Genomic DNA, 21,390 nt, shown 5'->3' on the forward strand with positions numbered 1-21,390 from the left:
GGGGCAAACTCTAAATAGAAAGGTCTTAAGCTGGCCATTGAGAAAAAGGTCTGGCATCGGAGGGCTTGATCGCGTATTTGGCGTCACTTCAAGGCCTGTTGAAAACTTCTGCGCTGCGGGCGGGTCGATTAGTGCGGGCACAAGCAATCAGCGGCGCAGGCATGATTCGCCATGCTGATTTACACTGCACCCACCAACCTCATCTGTAACAAGGAATAACCTATGGGCGTGATAAGTGAGTTCAAGGCCTTCGCGGTCAAAGGGAACGTGGTCGATATGGCCGTCGGTATCATCATCGGCGCGGCATTCGGCAAAATCGTTTCGTCCTTTGTGGGGGACGTGGTTATGCCACCCCTGGGTTTGCTGATCGGCGGGGTAGACTTCAGTGATCTGGCCATTACGCTGAAAGCCGCAGTTGGCGATGCGCCAGCAGTGGTCGTGGCCTACGGTAAATTTATCCAGAGCGTGATCGACTTTATCATCGTCGCATTTGCCATCTTTATGGGTGTAAAAGCGATCAACCGCCTGAAGCGTGAAGAGGCTGTCGCGCCTAGCGTACCCCCTCTGCCTTCCAAGGAAGAGGAACTACTGGGCGAAATTCGTGACTTGCTTAAAGTTCAAAACAACCGGCCATAAGTGCTCAATATAAACAACGGCGCCTCTGGGGGCGCCGTTGTTATTTTTATGTCACACACCATACAACCCAGCTACCAATAGTTCTCAACAGCAACTTGTCCCGGACGCCGGGTCAAGCTCAGTTGCATATCTCGCGCTTTGAGCAACTGTCGAGTGTCATCAATCATTTGCGGGTTGCCACATAACATGACTCGTGAGTTTTCACTGGTCATATTAATACCTGCCGCCCGCTCAAGTTCACCATTTTCAATCAAGGCAGTAATACGCCCGTTTAATGCACCGGGTACCCGCTCGCGGGTCACGGTCGGAATATAGACAAATTTGTGCGCATAGTCGGCAAGGTACTCACGCGAACCTAGCCCGGCGATCAAGTCCTGATAAGCCAACTCACGAGCTTCCCGGGCGCTGTAGACCAGCACAATGCGTTCGAATTTTTCCCAGACGTCAAAATCCTGCAGGATCGACAGGAACGGCGCAATGCCGGTGCCGGTTGCCAGCAGCCACAGGTCACGTCCGTCGACAAAACGATCCAGGGTCAAGAAACCAAACGCCTGACGCTCCACCAGCAAGGTGTCACCAACTTCCAAGCGACTGAGTTCGCTGGTGAATTCCCCGCCCGGCACCACAATCGAGAAAAACTCCAAAAACTCGTCATGGGGTGAAGAGACCATGGAATAAGCACGCCACACTGTGCTCCCATCTGCCTTGGTCACACCTAGCCTGGCGAACTGGCCTGCGCGAAAGCGAAAGCCAGGGTCACGGGTGGTACGCAGTGTGAACAGGCTGGGCGTCAGTGGCGTGACATCGAGAAGCGTCTGTAGGGTGAATTTTTCTGCGCTGGCAGTCATGGGGCACTCCATTGGCGAATGCCCCTAGTGTCGCGCAAAGGCGGCCGAAGAAACACCGATGGTTTGTGATGGCTTTGCGACAGCCCTGCTACCGCAAACACAGGCGTAAACACCTCACGGGCGTTCGTCAATGCATATGCTGGCATGATCCGATTTTGTCAGGACCGGGCAACTGTTATATACAGATGCCCGAAAAAGCATAACTATATCCTGGCGTTAAATAGGTGACCGTGTTTATAACCAACCAAGTTTTATCGCCCCCTTTCTTCACCCATTAAATATTTAGCATTATCTGCAGCAGCACCTAAAATATTCTTAACAGGCCAATTTATTTACCTCTCCATTTATTTTTTGGGCCGCGGGAGCGCCTTATGACTGCACATAATCCGATCAGTACAAACCAATATCTTGCGTGCAGAAGCGAGGCTGAACTTTGCTCAGATACACTCAAACGAATAGAAGAATACGGCTTTGATTATTTTTCTTTCCGAATGATTCCTCGACTTGGCAACATCACCACGAACAGCAAAGTAATAACAAACTATCCAAATGATTATATAGAGAGGCATGAAAAAGGTCACCACTCGCAAAAAAACCCGCTCGTGATTCATTGCCAATTATCGATCATGCCGATTATCTGGAGCGCCGAGGTTTTCCGTGAGACGCCTGATTTGTGGAGAGCCAGCCAGACCTGCGGGTTGGCATACGGCTGGTCACAAGCCGTACACGACCCCAATGGGGTGATCAGCATGCTGAGCCTTGCCAGGAAGTACCCACCTCTGACAGAAGATGAGTTTGCAGAGAAAGCCGCCAACGTGTTGTGGCTGTGCAACCAGTTGCACAGCGCCATGCTGCAACGCTGCCACTTGCATCACCGACTGCAGATTCAAGTCACTCGCTTGTCCGAGCGGGAGATTGAAGTTCTTAAATGGACATCAGAAGGTAAAATCGCCTCCGACATTGCCATGATTCTGAGCCTGAGCCCGCGTACCGTGAACTTCCATATCAGCAGCGCGATGAAAAAACTGGGGGCCAGTAACAAAACATCAGCTGTAGTCATGGCGGCCAAGTTCGGCCTGCTGTAAACCCGTCCTGCCCCGAACCGGATAAACGCATCAGGCAATTTGCGGCAAAAAAAAGTAAAATCGCGCCTACCTGTAAAACCCACGGACTCCTCTGCTCGCCAGGCCCCTCTCAGGGGCTGGCCGTGCCGCTGTCGATTCCTCAGAGTTTGTATAAATGCCTGTGCTAGAAAGCCCTTTCGCCCAACTTCGCCTGATCCGCCAACCCGAGCAGCAAAACGAGCCTCTGCAGGCCTTTGATGCGGCGGATGAGTACTTGCTTAATCACTTGGCCGAACAGGCGCTGCCCGCAAATAGCCGGGTACTGGTGCTCAATGACAGTTTTGGTGCCCTGGCAGTCAGCCTGGTTAGCACCATGCAGGTCACCAGCAGCAGCGACTCCTTTCTGGCCATCCAGGCACTGGAAAAGAATCTGGTACGCAACGGCCATGCTTACGATGCCGTCTCGATCATCCCTGCCAGCGAGCCGCTGGTCGGGCCGTTCGACTGCGTGCTGGTGCGCGTCCCCAAAACCCTGGCACTGCTCGAAGAGCAACTGATCCGCCTGCAAGGCCAATTGGCACCGGGCGCTCAAGTGATCGCCGCAGCAATGATCAAACACTTGCCCCGTGCTGCCGGTGATTTGCTGGAGCGTTATATCGGCCCGGTGCAAGCTTCGCTGGCGGTCAAAAAGGCCCGCCTGCTGACTGCCACGGCCCAGGGCCTGGGGCCATTTACCTCGCCCTACCCTACGCGCTACAAGCTGGACAAGCCGGCCATCGAGCTGCTCAACCACGCTAATGTGTTCTGCCGCGAAGACCTGGATATCGGTACCCGGGCATTTTTGCCGCACCTGCCGAAAAACCTGGGTTCGGCGCGGGTGGCCGACCTGGGTTGCGGCAATGGGGTGCTGGCCATTGCCAGTGCACTGAATAACCCGCAGGCGCAGTACACGCTGGTCGACGAGTCCTTTATGGCTGTGCAGTCCGCCCGTGAGAACTGGCAGGCTGCGCTGGGTGATCGCGAAGTAATTGTGCGTGCCGATGACGGCCTGGCGAGCCAGGCCGCGGATTCACTGGATGTGGTGCTGTGCAATCCGCCGTTTCACCAGCAACAGGTGGTCGGGGACTTTCTGGCCTGGCGCATGTTTCAGCAGGCGCGTGATGCGCTGGTGGTGGGAGGTGCGCTGTATATCGTCGGCAACCGTCACCTGGGTTACCACAGCAAGCTGGCCAAGCTGTTTCGCGGTGTCGAGCAAGTCGCCGCCACGCCCAAGTTTGTGATCCTCAAGGCGCGCAAGTAAAGCCCAGCACAAAACCCGTGGGAGCGGGCTTGCCTGCGATGCATACAACTCGGTTTAGCTGGATTACCGAGGCGATACCATCGCTGGCAAGCCAGCTCCCACAGGTGAAATCATGAACGTTTCAGGCTCAGTGGGTTTTCATACCCGCGGCGGTCATAAACATCCGGATCAGCCAGGCAAATACTGCCAGGGTCGCCACACTGCCGGTCCAGATCACCAGCAGCCAGCCAATACGTTGCCACAGTGGTTTCTTCTCGCACTCTTGAACGTCGTGTAGATAATCCTTGCCAGCCATGTTCAGGCCTCCTCTTGGGGAAAAGGCTGTGGCCCTCAGGCCACAGCGGCAGTTGCGACTAGTGGTAACCGTCTTCGTGGGTCACCTTGCCGCGGAACACGTAGTAGCTCCAGAAGGTGTAACCCAGAATGAACGGGATGATGAACAGGGTGCCCACCAGCATAAAGCCCTGGCTTTGCGGTGGCGCCGCTGCGTCCCAGATCGAGATCGAAGGTGGGATGATATTAGGCCACAGGCTGATACCCAGACCGCTGTAACCCAGGAAAATCAGCACCAGGGTCAACAGGAACGGCGTGTAGTGAGCCTTGCGCGCTATGGCCTTGAGCAAACCGTACATCGTCACCAGCACCAGGATCGGCACCGGCAGGAACCAGAACAGGTTCGGCAGGGTGAACCAGCGCGCAGCAATATCAGTGTGCGCCAGTGGCGTCCACAGGCTGACGATGCCCATCAGTACCAGCACGGCCAACGCCAATGGACGACCCAGCTTGTGCATGCGCTCTTGCAGATGACCTTCGGTTTTCATGATCAGCCAGGTGCAGCCGAGCAAGGCATAGGCCACGATCAGGGCAATGCCGCAGAACACCGTGAACGGTGACAACCAGTCCAGCCCGCCACCGGCGTACTGGCGGTTAACCACCGGAATGCCATCAATAAAGGCCCCCAGCGCCACGCCCTGGAAGAAGGTCGCTACCAGCGAGCCACCGATAAACGACTTGTCCCAGATATGGCGTTTTTCCGGCCGCGCCTTGAAGCGGAACTCAAAGGCCACGCCGCGAAAGATCAGGCCCATCAGCATCAGGATCAGCGGCAGGTACAGCGCCGACAACACTACCGAGTAAGCCAGCGGGAAGGCGCCAAACAATGCCGCGCCGCCCAGTACCAGCCAGGTTTCGTTACCGTCCCAGACAGGGGCGACGGTGTTCATCATCACATCACGGTCACTCTCGCCCTTGATAAAGGGAAAGAGGATGCCGATGCCGAGGTCGAAACCATCCATGACCACATACATCATGATCCCGAAGATGATGATGATTGCCCAGATAAGTGGCAGATCAATACCCATGACTCAATTCCCCTTAGTCAGGCTGTCGCTGTGGCCTTCATCTGTACCCTCATGGGCGGCAGACAGAGGACGGGCAGGCGTGCGTTGCTGGCCTGGGCCACCGTGGGTGTCATTATCGCCTTCGTGGGTGATCGGACCTTTGCGCACCAGACGCATCATGTAACCCAGGCCCACCCCGAACAGGGCGAAATACACCACTACAAACATCACCAGGGTGACACTCATTTGCGTGACGCTATGATTGGACGAGGCATCCGCGGTACGCATCAACCCGTAGACCACCCATGGCTGACGACCGATCTCGGTGGTGAACCAGCCGGCCAGAATCGCGATCAACCCCGATGGTCCCATCCACAGCACCAGACGCAGGAACCAGCGGTTCTCGTAAAGGGTGCCGCGCTTGCGCAACCACACGCTCCACAGGCCGATAAAGATCATCAGCATGCCCAGCGCCACCATAATGCGGAAGGTAAAGAACACGATCGTCGAATTGGGACGGTCCGCTGCCGGGTAGTCCTTCATCGCCGGGATCTGTTTGTCCAGACTGTGGGTCAGGATCAGGCTGCCCAGGTACGGCACCTCGATCTTGTAGTCCGTGGTCTCGGTTTTCATATTGGGGATGCCGAACAAAATCAGCGGCGTCGGCTCACCGGGTTTGTTTTCCCAGTGCCCTTCGATCGCGGCGATTTTTACTGGCTGATACTCAAGGGTGTTCAAGCCGTGGGCGTCGCCGATCAGTGCCTGCACCGGGGCAACCACCAGGGCCATCCACATGGCCATCGAGAACATGCGGCGAATGGCCGGTGTGTTGCGACCGCGCAACAGGTGCCAGGCTGCCGAAGCGCCAACAAAAAACGCTGTAGCTACAAAAGCAGCCGTGGCCATATGCGCCAGGCGGTACGGGAACGACGGGTTGAAAATCACCGCCAGCCAGTCCACCGGAATTACCCGGCCATCAATGATCTCGTAGCCTTGCGGGGTTTGCATCCAGCTGTTGGATGCCAGGATCCAGAAGGTCGAAACCAGCGTGCCGAGGGCCACCATCGCGGTCGAGAAGAAGTGCATCCCGCGGCCGACACGGTTCCAGCCAAACAGCATGACCCCCAGAAAACCTGCCTCAAGGAAGAATGCGGTCAGTACTTCATAGGTCAGCAGTGGCCCGGTAACAGCCCCGGCGAAGTCCGAGAACCTCGACCAGTTGGTACCGAACTGATAGGCCATGACCAGGCCCGACACCACCCCCATCCCAAAGTTGACGGCGAATATCTTCGACCAAAAGTGGTACAGATCGCGGTAGGTGTCGTCACGGGTTTTCAGCCACATGCCTTCGAGCACCATCAGATAACTGGCGAGACCGATGGTAATGGCGGGGAAAATAATGTGGAACGACACGGTAAACGCGAACTGAATTCGGGCGAGATCGAGAGCCTCCAAACCGAACATAAGTCTTCCTCTATCAGGTATCAGGTCGTTGGGGACACAGACGTCGCGCCTGTATCCAACTACCCCTCGCAAGCTATGGCCGCAGCGAATCGATGCCCGCTTTTTACCCACAACAGAAAGGGATCTGGCCGGCTGGCCACCCAGATAAAACCCGAAGGGCTTTGATCTGGATCAAGCATGGATGAAAGAGTAGTCCATTCCTGACACACGGCTAATGTGGTTTGTTGTCGCGTGACATGATGCCTCAGGCCTTGATATAGACCCTTGCAAGAACCACAAGGAATCCCCCGAAGCAGATTTTCAGACGAGCGCCCGGCACCCGGACTTTGTGATATTGCGAGTCATTATTTGTTACAAAACAATGATAATCTCGATCTCCCCTGCCCTCGTCCACGACCCTTTCAAATGACCAGCCAGCCTCTTCTGCTCCGCCATCACCGGCCATTTGTGGCCTTCTGGTTTGCCCGTATCTTCACCGCCAGTGCCTTTCAAATGCTCACCGTGGCCATTGGCTGGAATCTCTACCAGCTCACCGGCAATGTGATGGACCTGGGCTGGGTGGGTTTGATCGAGTTCGCCCCGCGCCTGCTGTTTATGCTGCACACCGGGCATGTGGCCGACCGCTATGACCGGCGCCGGGTAGCGGCCCTGTGCCAGTCGCTGCAAGCGATGATTGCCCTGACACTGGCCATCAGCAGTGCCAGCGATCACATCACCCGGGAGATGATCTTTATCCTGGCGTTTCTGCTGGGTGCTGCTCGCTCCTTCGAAATGCCCGCTACCCAGGCGCTACTGCCCTCCATCGTGCCGGTTGAGCTGTTCCCGCGCGCCGTGGCAGCCGCTCAGGCGGCGCAGCAATCCGCCACTATTGTCGCCCCGGCGTTTGGCGGGCTGCTGTATGCCTTTGGCAGTGTCTGGGTATATGGCCCGAGCGTGGCGCTGTATCTGATTGCGGCCTTGTTGATGAGCAACCTGCCCGCCCGGCAGTTGCCGCTGAACAAGGCCAAGGCCACGCTGGATTCGTTGCTGGCGGGCATCCGTTTTATTCGCAGCCGCCCCGACGTGCTCGGCGCCATTTCCCTGGACCTGTTTGCGGTCCTGCTGGGCGGGGCTACTGCGCTGCTGCCGGTATTTGCCAAGGATATTCTGCTGACCGGCCCGTGGGGCCTGGGCATGTTGCGCTCGGCACCGGCGGTCGGCGCCTTGCTGATGTCACTGTGGCTGGCCAGGTTCCCGGTAGAGCGCAAGGTCGGACGGGTGATGTTTACCGCCGTGGGAGTGTTTGGCGTGGCGACCATCGCCTTCGGCCTGTCGACTTCGTTCTGGTTTTCCCTGGCGGTGCTGGTGGTACTTGGCGCGGCAGACATGATCAGCATGGTGATCCGCGCCTCATTTGTGCAACTGGAGACCCCGGACGAGATGCGCGGCCGGGTGAGCGCGGTCAATGGCCTGTTTATTGGCGCGTCCAATCAGTTGGGGGAATTTGAATCCGGGGCCACGGCCCATTGGCTGGGGACGGTGCCAGCCGTGGTATTGGGCGGGGTTGGCACGCTGGTTGTTACCGGGCTGTGGATAAAATTGTTTCCAGGGCTGGCCAACCGGGACCGGATGGTGGAGCAAAAGCCTTAGTTAACTATCCATTGTGGGAGCTGCGCAGGCCCACAGGGATTGGTGCCGCACCTACCTTATATAGAGCTTCACAGCCAACCGGTTATGCGGCGGTACCAGGGAGCTGTTACTGAACTCAAACCAGCCGCCGTTTTTGTTGCCCAGGTCGAAGGTATACACGTGCCCCACCGTGGTGCCCGCGCCGTTGCAGGCCACCAGCCCCTCGCCCTGATTGCACACCGGGGCGCGCACACCGTCCACTTCCAGGCCATCCAATGTGACATTCGGCTGGCCACCGTAACCGCGCTCCAGTACATAGACCTTGATATTGGGGCCGTTATGGTCGCACCGGGTCTGCTCCCGACCATCGGACACATCCTCCACCGCGCAGGAAACAGACGCTACCTTGAGAATTTCCAGCGTACTCAAGGGCATCGCGGGCGCAGCGCCGGCAGCGGTACTTATAAAGAGGGCAAAACAGACAAAAACAGGTTGGATAAGGCGCTTCATAAATCCCTCCGAAAACTGGCACGCAGTATGCCTGCCACATCAAGGTTATAAAACATGGCCTCGCAGGGTAACCAAAGCAGCCATATCTACGAGCTGCTGGTATGATGCGCGGCTTTTTCCGACAGACAGAAAATCCTCAGGCGGTTCGCGTCTGTGCTTTGCTGTTGAAAACGATTTATTCACGGCGCATTTGGCGCCACGGGGACTGGCATGCTGGAAAGGCTGTTTCAACTCAAAGCACACAACACCAATGTGCGTACCGAGATTCTTGCGGGTATCACCACCTTCCTGGCGATGGCCTACATCCTGTTCGTCAACCCGAGCATCCTCGGCGAAACGGGCATGGACAAGGGTGCGTTGTTTGTTGCCACCTGTCTGGCGGCAGCCATCGGTTCGGCGACCATGGGCATTATCGCCAACTACCCGATTGCACTGGCACCGGGCATGGGCCTGAACGCCTTCTTCACCTACACCGTAGTCCTGCATCTGGGCCACACCTGGCAGGTAGCACTGGGGGCGGTATTTATCTCGGCGGTGCTGTTCTTCCTGCTGTCGATCTTCCGCATCCGTGAGTGGATCATCAACAGCATCCCGCTGCCGCTGCGCTCGGCCATTGCTGCCGGTATCGGCCTGTTCCTGGCGCTGATCGCCCTGGGTAACGCCGGTATCGTGGTTGCCAACCAGGCAACACTGGTGGGCATGGGTGATCTGACTCAGCCAAAAGTGATCCTGGCTTCCCTGGGCTTTGCCCTGATCGTTGCCCTTGAGGCGATGAAAGTGCGCGGCGCAGTGCTGATCGGCATTCTGGCCGTGACCATTGCTTCGATTGCCCTGGGCGTGACCGCCTTCGGTGGCGTGGTGTCGATGCCACCATCCCTGGCTCCGACCTTCCTGCAACTGGATATCAAGGGCGCGCTGGATATCGGCCTGATCAGCGTGATCTTCGCCTTTCTGTTCGTGGACCTGTTCGACAACTCCGGCACCCTGATCGGCGTAGCCAAGCGCGCCGGCCTGATGGGCAAAGACGGCCACATGCCGAAAATGGGCCGGGCCCTGATCGCTGACAGCACCGCGGCCATGGCCGGTTCGCTGCTGGGCACTTCGACCACCACCAGCTACATCGAGTCGGCGGCAGGCGTGAGCGCCGGTGGCCGTACCGGCCTGACGGCCATCGTGGTCGCCATCATGTTCCTGCTGGCACTGTTCTTCTCGCCACTGGCTGCCAGCGTTCCGGCTTTCGCCACCGCGCCTGCGCTGATGTTCGTAGCGGTACTGATGATGAGCGGCCTGGCCGAAATCGAATGGGACGACGTAACGGTTGCTGCACCGGTGGTGATCACCGCGCTGGCGATGCCGTTCACCTACTCCATCGCCAACGGCATCGCCTTCGGCTTTATTTCCTGGACCGTGATCAAGCTGCTGTCGGGCCGCGCTCGTGAGCTGAATGCACCGCTGATCATTCTGTCGGTTCTGTTTGTGGTCAAGCTGGGTTGGTTTAACGCATGAGTGCTCTGCCGTTCGATTCTGCTACCTACGCCATTGAGCTTGAAGCCAAGGCCAACCGTCTGCGCGAGTTGCTGGCGCCATTCGATGCGCCTGAGCCGCAGGTGTTCGATTCGCCTTTGAAGCACTTCCGTCTGCGGGCCGAGTTCCGTCTGTGGCGCGAAGGGGGCGAGCGTCACTACGCCATGTTCGCCCAGGATGACAAGCGCACGCCGATCCTGATCGAAGACTTCCCGATTGCCAGCCTGCGCATCAATCAACTGATGCCCCAGCTCAAGGCTGCCTGGCAAGCCAGCTCGGCCCTGAGCCACAAACTGTTCCAGGTGGAGTTCCAGACCACCCTGGCCGGCGATGCGATGGTTACTTTGTGCTATCACCGCCCGCTGGACGAGCACTGGCAAACCGCAGCCGAGCAATTGGCCAAGGACCTGGATATCAGCGTGATTGGCCGTTCCAAGGGCAAGCGCACGGTGATTGGCCGCGATCATGTGGTCGAGAAGCTGGAGGTGGCGGGTCGCACCTTCACTTATCAACAGCCTGAAGGCGCGTTCACCCAGCCAAACGGCACGGTCAACCAGAAGATGCTCAATTGGGCCTATGAAGCGTTGGGCGAACGTTCGGACGATTTGCTGGAGCTGTACTGCGGCAACGGCAACTTCACCCTGCCGCTGGCTACCCGTGTGCGTAAAGTGCTGGCGACTGAAATCAGCAAGACTTCGGTTTATGCTGCGCTGAACAACCTGCAAGATAACGCTGTGGATAACGTGACTCTGGTGCGTCTGTCAGCCGAAGAGCTGACCGAAGCCCTGAACGAAGTGCGTCCGTTCCGTCGCTTGCAGGGTATTGACCTGAAAAGCTACGAGTTCGGCAGCGTCTTCGTTGACCCGCCGCGTGCGGGCATGGACCCGGACACCTGTGAGCTGACCCGTCGCTTCGACAATATCCTGTATATCTCATGTAACCCGGCGACATTGGCCGACAACATCGCCCAATTGCACGATACGCACCGGATTGAGCGTTGCGCGCTATTCGACCAGTTCCCGTGGACTCACCATATGGAATCGGGTGTTTTGCTGGTTCGTCGCTAAGTTTTCATATATAGCGTCGACTGAATCGCGGGCAAGCCCGCTCTCACAGGAACTGTGCAGTTCTTGTGGGAGCGGGCTTGCCCGCGATGGCCGCGCTACGGTTTCTGAAACTGAAAATACCCCGCCACCTGCCGCAAGTCCCCTTCGCTCAACAACCCCGCGTAATACTTGAGCTGCACCCGCGCCAGCAAATAGGCATAGCGCGCCTCAGCCAAATCCCGCTTGGCGCTAAACAGTTGCTGCTCGGCATCCAGCACATCCAGATTGACCCGCTCGCCACCACTCACGCTTTTCTGCGTGGCCTGCACCAGGGCACTGGCGGACTCCACCGCCATTTCATAAGCCCGCACCTTGGCCGCCGCACTGCTATTAAGGTTGTACTGTTTGCGCAGGTCCACCAGCGTGGTCGCCGTTTGCGCGTCCAGCTCATATTGCGCCTGGGACAGCTGCCGCGCCGCCTGCCGGGTCGAGGCCGAGACTGATCCGCCAGCAAACAACGGCACGGTGAGCTGTATGCCGACGCTGTTGGTGTCGTATTTCTGGTTATAGGTGCTCTCAGAGTCGGAACTGGTCTGGCGGCTGCTCGCATATAAACTGAGCTTGGGCAAATGCCCGGCCCGCTTACGCTCCACTTCGTACTCGGCCGAGGTCAAGGCATGCTGTTGCGACGCCAGTTCGGGGTTATTGGCCAACGCCAGTTCACGCCAGCTTTCAAAGCGCTGTGGTTCCAGAGGCAGGATGGCAAAACGCGGCGTCAACGGATCAAGCTGCTCAATCTCCAACGGTTGACCCAACATTGCTTCCAGCTCACGCAGGGCGGCGTCCTGATTATCTTGCGCCTCGATCTCTTCAGCCACCGCCATGCTCAGGCGCGCCTGGGTTTCCAGCACATCGGTGCGGGTGCCCTCGCCGCCTTTCAATAGCCTCTGGTTGAGTTGCAAGCGCTCGGCGAAGGCACGCTTTTGCGCACGACTCAGCTCGATCCGCTCCTGCGCCAGCAATGCCTGACTGTAGGCACTGAGCAGACGCACAGCCAGATACTGGCTTTTGCTACGAAAGCGCTCATCGGAGAACAACGCCTGCGCTGCGCCTTGTCGGAATCGAGCATAGGCTTCGTAGTCCAGCAGTGGCTGCTGCAACGTCAAAGTCGCCGCATAACTACGGTAATCACGATCGGTACGGGTACTGGCCTGGGTGACTTCAGACTCGTTGCGCGAGTTGTTGTAGTTCCACGACAAGGTCGGCAATAACGCCGAACGCCCTAGGGCACGGTTCTCTTCCCCCGCCGCGCGTTCCTCAATCGCCGCCTGAAACGTCGGGTCGTTGCGGATCGCCAAATCGTAGGCTTGCAGCAAACCCAAAGCCTGCACCGGCCCCGCACACATCATCAACAACCCGCATAACATCTGGCGCACGCTCATTCTTCCACCAACGCCATATGGGTGCGGTCAAGCAAGGGTTTGAACAGGTAATTGAGCATCGAGCGTTCGCCCGTGCGGACAAAGGCTTCCACCGGCATGCCGGGGCGGATCTGCAAACCGGCCAGTTGTGCCATGCCGGCTTCGCTGACTTGCGCACGCAGCGTGTAATAAGGCTCGTCGGTGCGTTCATCGACCTGACGGTCCGCCGATACCAGCGTTACTTCACCTGCTACCCGAGGTGTGGTGCTTTGGCTAAAGGCCGAGAACATCAGCTCCACCGGCAGACCGGGGTGAACCTTGTCCGCCAGCTCAACCGGCACCCGCGCTTCAACCAATAGCGGTTCGCCCTGAGGCACGATTTCCATCAGTGCCTGACCGGGCTTGATCACCCCACCTTCAGTAAACACGTCCAGGCCCACCACGATGCCCGCCACCGGGGCGCGCAACTGGCTGTTGGCCAGTTCGAATTCGGCCGAAGCCAGACGATTGCGCAAGTCTTCGGTACGCACACGGGTGTCGGCCAGTTGCGTACGGACTTCCTTTTGATACTCCTCGGCCAGTTGCCGAATCTTCAGACGCATCTCCAGTACTTGTCGCTGCAACTGGCCGATGCGGCCGTAGTCTTCGCTGATCGAACCCAACACCTGGGCATACACCCGTTCGCTGTCCAGCAGGCGATTGCGCGGGATATAGCCTTCGCGGGCCAGCTCACGCAGGCCTTGCAACTGTTCGGTCAGGGCCGTGCGTTGCAGCACCTTGCTGGCCTGGGAATCTCGCACCCCGCGCAGCTGTGCCTCGGCGCCGGCGATGCTTTCATCCACGCCTTGCTGGTCCAGCAGCAAGGCTTTGCGCCGACTATCGAAGAGTTGCTGCTGTAAGACCAGGTTGGAAGCCACTTCCGGCTCGGCCGCCAATGCCGTCAGCTCGGCCGGGAAGTTAACGCGGCTGGCGCCATCACCCTCGGCATTAAGCCGCGCCTCGCTGGCCAGCGATCCATAGAACTGACTGCGCAATGACTGGGCTTGCCCCAGCAGCGGGGTTTCCTTCAGGCGGATCAGCACCTGGCCTGCGGCCACCGTGTCACCGTCACGCACATCGATACGCTCAACGATCCCGCCGCTGGGGTGTTGCACCACTTTGCGATGGCCGGAAACCATGACCTTGCCCGACACCGCGACGCCCTTGTCCAGCGGCGCCAATGCAGCCCAGCCGAGAAACCCGAGAAACCCGCCAAGCATCAGCAGCCAGCCCAGGCGCGCATAGCGAGTGTCATCCAGTTGCAGCACATTGCTGTCGCCAAGGATCTTGGCGTATGACTGCTTCATGCCTTGCTCGCCTCTGCCGTACCGAGCCGATAGCTCACATTCATCGCCGGTTTTGCCGCCGCAGGCTTGGCCGCTGTGGGGGCTCCGAGCACCTTGGCGGTCGGGCCAAAGGCTTGTAGCTGGCCTTCACGCAGGATCAAGAGCTGGTCGGTAAGGGTCAGCACATTGGGTTTGTGGGTAATCAAGATCAGGGTCCGTTTGTGCTGTTTGAGTTGGACAATGGCCTGCAACAGGGCCTGCTCCCCGGCCTCATCGAGGTTGGAGTTGGGTTCATCGAGCACAATCACCGCAGGCAAGCCGTACAACGCACGGGCCAGGCCGATGCGCTGCTTCTGCCCGCCAGACAGCCCCGCGCCACCTTCACCGAGGCGAGTGTCGTAGCCCTCGGGCAATTGCAGGATCAGTTGATGCACGCCCGCCAGTTGTGCGGCGGCCAGCACCTTGTCGGCATCCACCTCGGCAAAGCGTGCGATGTTTTGGGCGATGGTCCCGGCAAACAGCTGTATGTCCTGGGGCAAATAGCCCAGATGCGGACCAAGCTGGTGTTTGTCCCACTGCGACAGCTCGGCACCGTCCAGTCGCACCTTCCCCGCCAGGGGCTGCCACACGCCGATCAGCAAACGGGCCAGGGTTGATTTGCCGCAACCTGACGGCCCGATGACCCCCAGCACTTGCCCGGCAGGCAAGACAAAACTCAGGTTGGCCAAGGTAGCGCGACGGGTGCCGGGCGCACTGGCGCTCAGTTGCTCAACCGACAACTCGCCCTTCGGTACAGGCAAAGTCATACGCTGCGGGCGTGGCGGATAGCTGTGCAACAGGGCTTCCAGGCGTTGATAGGCCAATCGAGCTGAAGTCCATTGTTTCCAGACACCGATCAACTGGTCGATGGGGCCCAGCACACGCCCCATCAGAATGGAGCCGGCAATCATCATCCCGGCAGTGATTTGCCCTTGTACCGCCAGCAAGGCGCCGAGCCCGAGCACCAGCGATTGCAAAGCCAGCCGCACACCTTTTGACCAGGCGCTGACGGTGGCGGTTTTTTCACTGGCCAGATTTTGTTGCGCCAAAAATGCCGTGTGCTGCGCCAGCCAGCGACCACGCAGGGTGTCGAGCATGCCCATGGCTTCGATGGCCTCGGCGTTGCGCAAATGGGCGCTGGCTTGTTGGGTGGCCTCTACCGACAACTCGCTGGCGGCTTTAAGCGGCGCTTGCGAAACCCGCTGGTTGACCCACGCCAGAATCATCAACAGCACCGCCCCGCCCAGGGCCAGCAGCCCCAGCCAGGGGCTGAACATAAAGATTACAAACAGGTACACCGGAAACCACGGCGCATCGAAAAACGCGAACAGCGCATTACCGGTGGCGAACTGGCGCAGGCTGGTCAGGTCATTCAAAGCCTGCCCTGCCGCCGGGCTGCCGGTGCGCAATTGCGCTTCAAAGGCTGCGTCGTAGACGCGCTGATTCAAGCGCATATCCATCTGCGTGCCGAGGCGGATCACCACCTGGCTACGCACCCACTCCAACGCGCCCATCAGGCCAAACAGGCCGAGGATCATCAGCGTCAGCATCAACAGGGTCATTTGATTGCCCGATGCCAGCACCCGGTCGTACACCTGCAACATATACAGGGCCGGGGCCAGCATCAGTAAATTGATCACGGCCGAGAACAGGCCAATATTGAAAAAAGCACGTTTGTAGGCCGTCAAGGCAGCCAGCATCTCGTTGGCTTTGGGCCGGGTCATGGAAAGATTCCGAAGAAATGGGCCGAAAACCCTGTGGGAGCAGGCTTGCCTGCGATGCAAGCGGCGCGGTCTTGCTGCCAGACCGTGCCGATGCAATCGCGGGCAAGTCGAAACGTCGCACCGCCGCTCCCACAGGATTGGAGTTCACTGGGGTGAGCGGGAGTTACGCCGCCAGTGCCCAGTCCTGAGCCACATCCAGCACGCCAATCAGGCTGATATCAGCCGCCAGCGGTGCATCGGAGTGAGCCAGGCCAGCAGCCGCCAGTTGGTCGAAGGTCGAATCGGTGCTCAGGCCGAACCCGCTCAGCAGGTTGTTGAGCACGCCTTCCAGACCCGATACATCGCCTTTCATCAGGCCGTAGATCACATCCTGAACAGCGTTGCCCGCACGGCCGGCATCGCTGGCGGCAGACAGGTCGAGGCCGTTGAAGGAGACGGTGTAGTCGTTCAGGCCAAACGCGCTGCCCGCACCACCAGTCAGAACTTCGCCCAGACTTACGCTATCCAATTCGCCCCACAGGTAGTGGTTCATGTTGTCGCCAGCAGGGACTTGAGGGTTATACACATAATGCAAGCCATTGCTGGTATCGCTTCCTGCGATAAAGGCGTAGTCCGAATCATTAGCACCGTGCGTAGCATATTGCTCGCCATTTTGCTCACGAGGGCCAGTATTGAAACCACCGGTATTACTTAGACCGTGACCGGCCGTTTTAAAACCCAAAGCCCATTCACTAAGCACGTCACTAATCGAATCAGAACCAACAAACGAACTATAGTTAATTGAAATAGTCATGATTTAAATCTCTTCCTTAGATAATTTCAGTGAAGTGACGCACGGCAACGCACGCCTTTGCTCACCACGAGCAATCTTTTACATAACGAAGCAGACAGCCCGTTATTTAGAATTTATATTCGAGCATACCGCTCAATGTCCGACCTCGCGCCATGCTCAAGTTATTGGCATCCCCCATGGCTACAAAATAGGCTTCGTCGGTAGCGTTCTCTAATGACAAGGAAATATTCAAAGTGTCCGTTGGCCAATAACTGGCATAGAGGTCGTACACGCTGTATTTAGGCCAGAGTGCTTGCTCTATACCGCTGTAACTCCATTCATTCAGGCTCGCGCCATTACCAGGGCTGTAGCGCAAGCGTATCCCCGTGTCCAGGCGCCGCTCAAGGAAACGAGCACCAACCGTTAGAGACCCTCGATCTGCGGGCATATATGCCGCATTACCCATAGTAGATCCGCAATCGATTTTGTTGTTTCTGTCCGGGTCATCGAGCCATTCATAGACTCTAGTATTGATGTAGCCAATCTTGCCATTAGGCCGGGTGTAGGGCGTCCTGATTATCTTAATAACCTCGCCCCTTTTCTTGGCTCCGCCCATATAGTACCCACTTGAGCAAAATTCATTACTGCCAATCATATGTGTGTAACTCAGGTTGGTATACAACCGCCCCATATCGTAATTCAACTGATATTCAACGCCGCGAAACCGGGTCTCCGCCTGGTTATTCACATACGCAGAGCGACCCGACCCGACGACATCCGCCGACCCTGGAAGAGAGACACCATAATGTAAAAATGAGAAATTCTTGATGTTATTGTCAAAGTAAGCAACTTTTACTCCAAGCCGGTCATTATTAAAGAACAGGGATTCTTTAAAGATATTTAAGCCGAACTCCCATTCCCGGTTTTCCTCAGCTTTCAGGTATGGATTGGGGTAAACCCGCTCCGGCGCATTCCCCCCATGGGGCCGCCCGGTCATAAACACCTCAGTCACCGCCGGCGGGCGCCAGCCTTGGCCCCATCGCCCATAGAACTGCAACCAGTCAACTCCGGGCTTTATCCCTATACCAAACGTCGGTGAAAACTTGCCTTCTTCACGATCTGAATCATAGAAATGAACATTTCTTACAGAAGTCCCCGATGTCATCACCTCGCCACCATTCTCCCCTGGAGTGACCAGCGCTTGCCATAAGCTCATGCCCGTTTTGCCTTCCAGGCGATAGCGGTCATAACGCAACCCGGCATCCAGCGTCAGCCAATAGCTGTACTGGTAGTGCAGGTTATTGAACAGGCTGGCCATGGTGCGTTTGCCTTCCGGGTCTGCTCCCTCGACCCAGGGCAGATCCTTCTCGTTCTCGGCCGGCACCAGATTGTTCTTGGATTTCAAGATGTCCTGATAGCTTTCCAGGCCATAGTTCCAGCTCAGTTGCCCGTAGTTGTTGAAGTCAAACCGGGACGTGTTTTCTACCTGAAAACCCCATGTGCTGGTGCGAAACTCATCTTCGTAACCATCAAATGCATTACCACTATCAGCCGACGCTTTGTGGGGGGCATTACGCCGATCAAGCTGCGTATTGACGTAATAAAGTTTACTTTTGAAGTCGATCAGCTCGTTATCCGGGTTGTAGCTGTAATCCAGCGCCAGGTTGCCGGTATTGATATTGCTTTTACCGGTACGCACATAGTCGTAACCATCCTGCGTCGTATTGAGGTTGGTCCATGCGTCAGCGCTATCGCTGTCGGTTTCCAGGTAAGTGAACTGCGCTCGCTGGTCGTTGGGCAGGTTCAGCCCGAACTTGACCATCTGCGAACGGGTCACGCTGCCGGTATCGCCTACTTCACTGGTCAGCCAGTCTGTCCAGGCTTCGCGATATTTGTTCTTGTTGCGAATATTTACGCCCAGGTTATCGGCGTTTTGCCGACCGGTACGGTAGTCACCAAAATGGCGTTCACTGTAGGCAAACAAGGCATCGCCAAGGTCATTGCCAAATGCGAAAACGCCACCGCCGTTGAAATAGGTGCCGTTACCCAACTCACCGATGCCACTGCCGGCCCGGATGCGCCCGCCGTACTCTTTGCCATCCTTCAAAAACTCGCTGGCTTGCAGGGTGTTAAAGCTGGCAATACCCCCCAGTACTGCAGCACCGCCCATGCCGGATTGGGCACCTTTGTCGATTTCAACGCTGGAGACCATTTCCGGGTCGATCAACATCACGCCATTGCGTTGCTGATGGCCGTTGACGTTAAAATTCTGGCGCATGCCGTCAACGTTCATATTGACCCGGCCATAGTCCTGAATCCCGCGGATATTGACCGACAGGCCCTGGTCCCGCTGATTGACGGCGGTGTACACACCTGTAGTTTCTTCCAGCATGTCCGCCGCATGACGTGGGGCACGCTTGTTGATTTGCTCGCGGGTAATGACAGCGACGGACGATGGGGTCTCATACACCCAATCCGCACTGTTGCCTTCACTGGCAGTCACCGAGGTGGTGCCCAGCGCCAGCGCGCCTGCGTGTTCGCCGCTGACACGGGTCAGGGTGATCTGGCGTTCGCCGGTAAAGCGGTATTCCACCGGGTTGTTGCCCAGCAAGCGGGCCAGGCCTTCCTGGACACCGAAGTCGCCATTCAGCGCCTGGGACTGCAGGCCGCGCAGCATCTGGCTGTCGAACAGCACTTGCAGGCCCGCCTGCTCGGCGAAGATCAGTACTGCCTTGTCCAGCGGCTGGGCCGCGATATGGAAGGCGATAAATTCCTGTTGCACCACACTGCTGGCTTTTGGCGCAGCGTGTGCCGGCGTTTGCGCCGCCAAAACGGCAAGGATTCCGATATGAACTGCAAAGGCTAACCGGCTAGCGGACTGCACCCCTTTGCGCTGACTACCCACCATTTTTATTTTCCCCAGGCTGTACGAGCTGCTTTGCGAATGAATCTCAATAGCAAGACGCATTAGCCGGGGAAAGTCAGTAAAGGTTTTTGCGATTAATTTTCAATAGGGGCTTTGAAGGCTATGCAGGGCCCTGTGGGAGCGGGCTTGCCCGCGATGGGATGACCGCGGTTTGTCAGGCACACCGAGGCGCTTGCATCGCAGGCAAGCCCACAGGTTTGGTGTTGATCCCGATGTCAGTAAATCAGGCTGACGCCCGCCAGCTCGACGCGCTTTACATGCAACTCACGCGTCAGGGTCTGCAGTGCGCTGTCGAGCATTTCCAGGCGGAATACGCCGCTGACCTGACGGCCGGCCAGGGCCGGGTTGGCCAACAGGATCTGGCCGGGGCGATAACGGTTGAGCTGCTCAATCACCTGCCCCAACGGCTGGCGATCAAAGATCAGTACGCCACGGCGCCAGCTGGTAGCCGCGCTCAGGTCAAACTCGGGCAGTGGCTGCACGCCATTTTTGACGCTATAGCGAGCGCTCTGGCCTTCTTCCAGGGTTTGCTGCGCTGCACCCTGAACGGGCGGGCTTTGCAGGCTGACCGCGACGCTATGCTGCAATACGCCAACCCAGGCCTGATCACTACCCTCGCGGCCCACCACAAATTGCGTGCCCAGTGCCTTGGTACGCCCGCCCGCGCTTTGTACGACAAAGGGCCGGGTTTCGGCTTCGCTCATCGGCGCCACGTCGAACACGGCCGAGCCAGCCAACAAGCTGATGCGCCGTTCGTTGCTGTCATAGTCGATGCTGATGGCGCTGGAGGCATCCAGCTCGACCGAACTGCCATCGTCAAGTTGAACCGTGCGGATTTCTCCTGCGCCGGTGCGGTAGTCAGACTGCATCTGTAACAGCAACGTCGGGCCACTGACCCAGCCCACAGCCAGTACCAGCGACAGCACCGCCGCCCGCCCGACCCAGCGCAGCGGACGCCTACGGTGGGTCAATGGCGCTGTGCGGGCTTCTGCCGGGCGCTGGCGATGGGGCACTGGCCTGCTCTCCAGCGCCAGCTCCCCCAGTGCCGCCCAGATCTGTTCGGCAAAGCGCAGCGCAGGCGCATGGCGCTCGTCGGCAGCCAGCCACTGCTCCAGTTGCGCCTGCGCCTCTTCGCTCAATGCACCCGCGTGCAGACGCACCGCCCACTCGGCGGCCGCTTCAGTAATCATCTGCTGTTCGGGGCCTTGGCTATTCACGTGTGAATCTCTATTTCTCGTTATATATAAGCAGTGACGTCCTGCTGGCTAAAACTCAGTAAGCCATTCATCTACAAATATGAAAGTTATTTCTGAGGCTCTTGTAGGCGCTGCATGACGTAGGCCAAGGCCTTGGACAGATGTTTCTGCACTGAGCTGTCAGAAATTTCAAGATGCCGCGCGACCTGAGCATGGGTCAGGCCCTCAATGCGGTTGAGGCGGAAGATTTCCTGGGTACGTTCGGGCAATTCGGATAGTGCCTGCTTTAGAGCCATGCGCTGTTGTTCAGCCATCGCCTGGGCCTCCAGCCCTGCCAGTTCATCTTCGATTTCAGCCAGGGCTTCGTGGCTGACCGTATCGGTCTTGCGCCGGGTTTCCTGGCGAATATGATCGACCAGCAGGTTGCCGGCGATGCGGTACAGATAGCCGGGGGTGTTGTCGATTTGCTCTTTGCGCCCACGCTCTGCCATGCGCAGAAAACTTTCCTGCACCAGGTCCGCAGCCAGCTGAGGGTCCCGCACCTTGCGCGCCAGGTACCCGCGCAGGGCACCGGCATGCTTGAGGAACAAACCCTTGAGATCCATATCCGACAAACCGACTCCCTGAGCATGAAGGAAAGGGGTCGC

Annotated in this window: 19 protein-coding genes; 7 read left to right on the forward strand and 12 right to left on the reverse strand. The window is 57.9% G+C overall.

Annotation, left to right across the window (positions count from 1 at the left end):
* The first annotated feature begins 222 nt into the window (after nucleotides 1–222).
* Nucleotides 223–636: a large-conductance mechanosensitive channel protein MscL gene (mscL, locus tag ACZRMH_RS10525; RefSeq protein ID WP_094999366.1), complete on the forward strand. Its 414-nt coding sequence runs from the start codon at nucleotides 223–225 to the stop codon at nucleotides 634–636.
* 71 nt (nucleotides 637–707) lie between these two features.
* Here mscL and ACZRMH_RS10530 read toward each other — a convergent pair whose 3' ends face one another.
* On the reverse strand, nucleotides 708–1,484 hold the full coding sequence (locus ACZRMH_RS10530; RefSeq protein WP_464013384.1) for a ferredoxin--NADP reductase: 777 nt from the start codon (nucleotides 1,482–1,484) through the stop codon (nucleotides 708–710).
* A gap of 371 nt (nucleotides 1,485–1,855) precedes the next feature.
* On the opposite strand from ACZRMH_RS10530, the gene ACZRMH_RS10535 reads away from it, so the two are divergent.
* Together ACZRMH_RS10535 and ACZRMH_RS10540 are read left to right on the forward strand one after the other, a co-directional pair.
* A complete protein-coding gene (locus ACZRMH_RS10535) occupies nucleotides 1,856–2,569 on the forward strand; it encodes a LuxR family transcriptional regulator (RefSeq protein ID WP_464013385.1) in 714 nt (237 codons plus the stop codon).
* Nucleotides 2,570–2,723: 154 nt separating this feature from the next.
* Nucleotides 2,724–3,848 carry a methyltransferase gene (locus tag ACZRMH_RS10540; RefSeq protein ID WP_464013386.1) on the forward strand — a complete coding sequence of 375 codons (1,125 nt, stop codon included), beginning with the start codon at nucleotides 2,724–2,726 and terminating at the stop codon, nucleotides 3,846–3,848.
* 127 nt (nucleotides 3,849–3,975) lie between these two features.
* Here ACZRMH_RS10540 and ACZRMH_RS10545 read toward each other — a convergent pair whose 3' ends face one another.
* Genes ACZRMH_RS10545 through ACZRMH_RS10555 form a run of 3 tightly spaced genes read right to left on the reverse strand, consistent with a single transcriptional unit; the run spans nucleotide 3,976 to nucleotide 6,652 of the window.
* Nucleotides 3,976–4,143: a DUF2474 domain-containing protein gene (locus ACZRMH_RS10545; RefSeq protein ID WP_464013387.1), complete on the reverse strand. Its 168-nt coding sequence runs from the start codon at nucleotides 4,141–4,143 to the stop codon at nucleotides 3,976–3,978.
* Nucleotides 4,144–4,201: 58 nt separating this feature from the next.
* Nucleotides 4,202–5,209 (reverse strand): cytochrome d ubiquinol oxidase subunit II, encoded by a 1,008-nt coding sequence (gene cydB, locus ACZRMH_RS10550; protein ID WP_464013388.1) that lies wholly within the window; start codon nucleotides 5,207–5,209, stop codon nucleotides 4,202–4,204.
* Nucleotides 5,210–5,212: 3 nt separating this feature from the next.
* A complete protein-coding gene (locus tag ACZRMH_RS10555) occupies nucleotides 5,213–6,652 on the reverse strand; it encodes a cytochrome ubiquinol oxidase subunit I (protein ID WP_464013389.1) in 1,440 nt (479 codons plus the stop codon).
* Nucleotides 6,653–7,057: 405 nt separating this feature from the next.
* On the opposite strand from ACZRMH_RS10555, the gene ACZRMH_RS10560 reads away from it, so the two are divergent.
* Nucleotides 7,058–8,281, forward strand: a complete 1,224-nt coding sequence (locus tag ACZRMH_RS10560; RefSeq protein WP_464013390.1) for an MFS transporter — start codon at nucleotides 7,058–7,060, stop codon at nucleotides 8,279–8,281.
* 51 nt (nucleotides 8,282–8,332) lie between these two features.
* Here ACZRMH_RS10560 and ACZRMH_RS10565 read toward each other — a convergent pair whose 3' ends face one another.
* Complete coding sequence (locus tag ACZRMH_RS10565) at nucleotides 8,333–8,770, reverse strand: DUF4879 domain-containing protein (protein WP_464013391.1); 438 nt, start codon at nucleotides 8,768–8,770, stop codon at nucleotides 8,333–8,335.
* A gap of 210 nt (nucleotides 8,771–8,980) precedes the next feature.
* Between ACZRMH_RS10565 and ACZRMH_RS10570 the strand changes: the two genes are divergently transcribed.
* Together ACZRMH_RS10570 and trmA are read left to right on the forward strand one after the other, a co-directional pair.
* Complete coding sequence (locus ACZRMH_RS10570) at nucleotides 8,981–10,276, forward strand: NCS2 family permease (protein ID WP_464013392.1); 1,296 nt, start codon at nucleotides 8,981–8,983, stop codon at nucleotides 10,274–10,276.
* Entirely contained in the window at nucleotides 10,273–11,361 is a 1,089-nt protein-coding gene (trmA, locus tag ACZRMH_RS10575; RefSeq protein WP_464013393.1) for a tRNA (uridine(54)-C5)-methyltransferase TrmA, read from the forward strand. The genes ACZRMH_RS10570 and trmA overlap by 4 nt, the downstream gene beginning before the upstream one ends.
* A 95-nt stretch (nucleotides 11,362–11,456) precedes the next feature.
* Here trmA and ACZRMH_RS10580 read toward each other — a convergent pair whose 3' ends face one another.
* From ACZRMH_RS10580 to ACZRMH_RS10600, 5 genes are all read right to left on the reverse strand, one after another.
* Entirely contained in the window at nucleotides 11,457–12,767 is a 1,311-nt protein-coding gene (locus tag ACZRMH_RS10580) for a TolC family outer membrane protein (protein ID WP_464013431.1), read from the reverse strand.
* A gap of 11 nt (nucleotides 12,768–12,778) precedes the next feature.
* Nucleotides 12,779–14,107 carry an HlyD family type I secretion periplasmic adaptor subunit gene (locus ACZRMH_RS10585; RefSeq protein WP_464013394.1) on the reverse strand — a complete coding sequence of 443 codons (1,329 nt, stop codon included), beginning with the start codon at nucleotides 14,105–14,107 and terminating at the stop codon, nucleotides 12,779–12,781.
* A complete protein-coding gene (locus ACZRMH_RS10590) occupies nucleotides 14,104–15,849 on the reverse strand; it encodes a type I secretion system permease/ATPase (RefSeq protein ID WP_464013395.1) in 1,746 nt (581 codons plus the stop codon). The genes ACZRMH_RS10585 and ACZRMH_RS10590 overlap by 4 nt, the downstream gene beginning before the upstream one ends.
* 163 nt (nucleotides 15,850–16,012) lie before the next feature.
* Complete coding sequence (locus ACZRMH_RS10595) at nucleotides 16,013–16,642, reverse strand: heme acquisition protein HasA (RefSeq protein ID WP_464013396.1); 630 nt, start codon at nucleotides 16,640–16,642, stop codon at nucleotides 16,013–16,015.
* Between the two features lie 106 nt (nucleotides 16,643–16,748).
* Complete coding sequence (locus ACZRMH_RS10600) at nucleotides 16,749–19,316, reverse strand: TonB-dependent receptor (RefSeq protein WP_464013397.1); 2,568 nt, start codon at nucleotides 19,314–19,316, stop codon at nucleotides 16,749–16,751.
* On the opposite strand from ACZRMH_RS10600, the gene ACZRMH_RS10605 reads away from it, so the two are divergent.
* Nucleotides 19,317–19,487, forward strand: a complete 171-nt coding sequence (locus tag ACZRMH_RS10605; protein WP_464013398.1) for a hypothetical protein — start codon at nucleotides 19,317–19,319, stop codon at nucleotides 19,485–19,487.
* 275 nt (nucleotides 19,488–19,762) lie between these two features.
* Here the strand turns inward: ACZRMH_RS10605 and ACZRMH_RS10610 are convergent, their stop codons facing one another.
* Together ACZRMH_RS10610 and ACZRMH_RS10615 are read right to left on the reverse strand one after the other, a co-directional pair.
* A complete protein-coding gene (locus tag ACZRMH_RS10610; protein ID WP_464013399.1) occupies nucleotides 19,763–20,764 on the reverse strand; it encodes a FecR family protein in 1,002 nt (333 codons plus the stop codon).
* An 86-nt stretch (nucleotides 20,765–20,850) separates the two neighbouring features.
* Nucleotides 20,851–21,357, reverse strand: a complete 507-nt coding sequence (locus ACZRMH_RS10615; protein WP_464013400.1) for an RNA polymerase sigma factor — start codon at nucleotides 21,355–21,357, stop codon at nucleotides 20,851–20,853.
* Nucleotides 21,358–21,390: the final 33 nt, after the last annotated feature.

The sequence above is a fragment of the Pseudomonas sp. B414 genome (assembly GCF_055408445.1).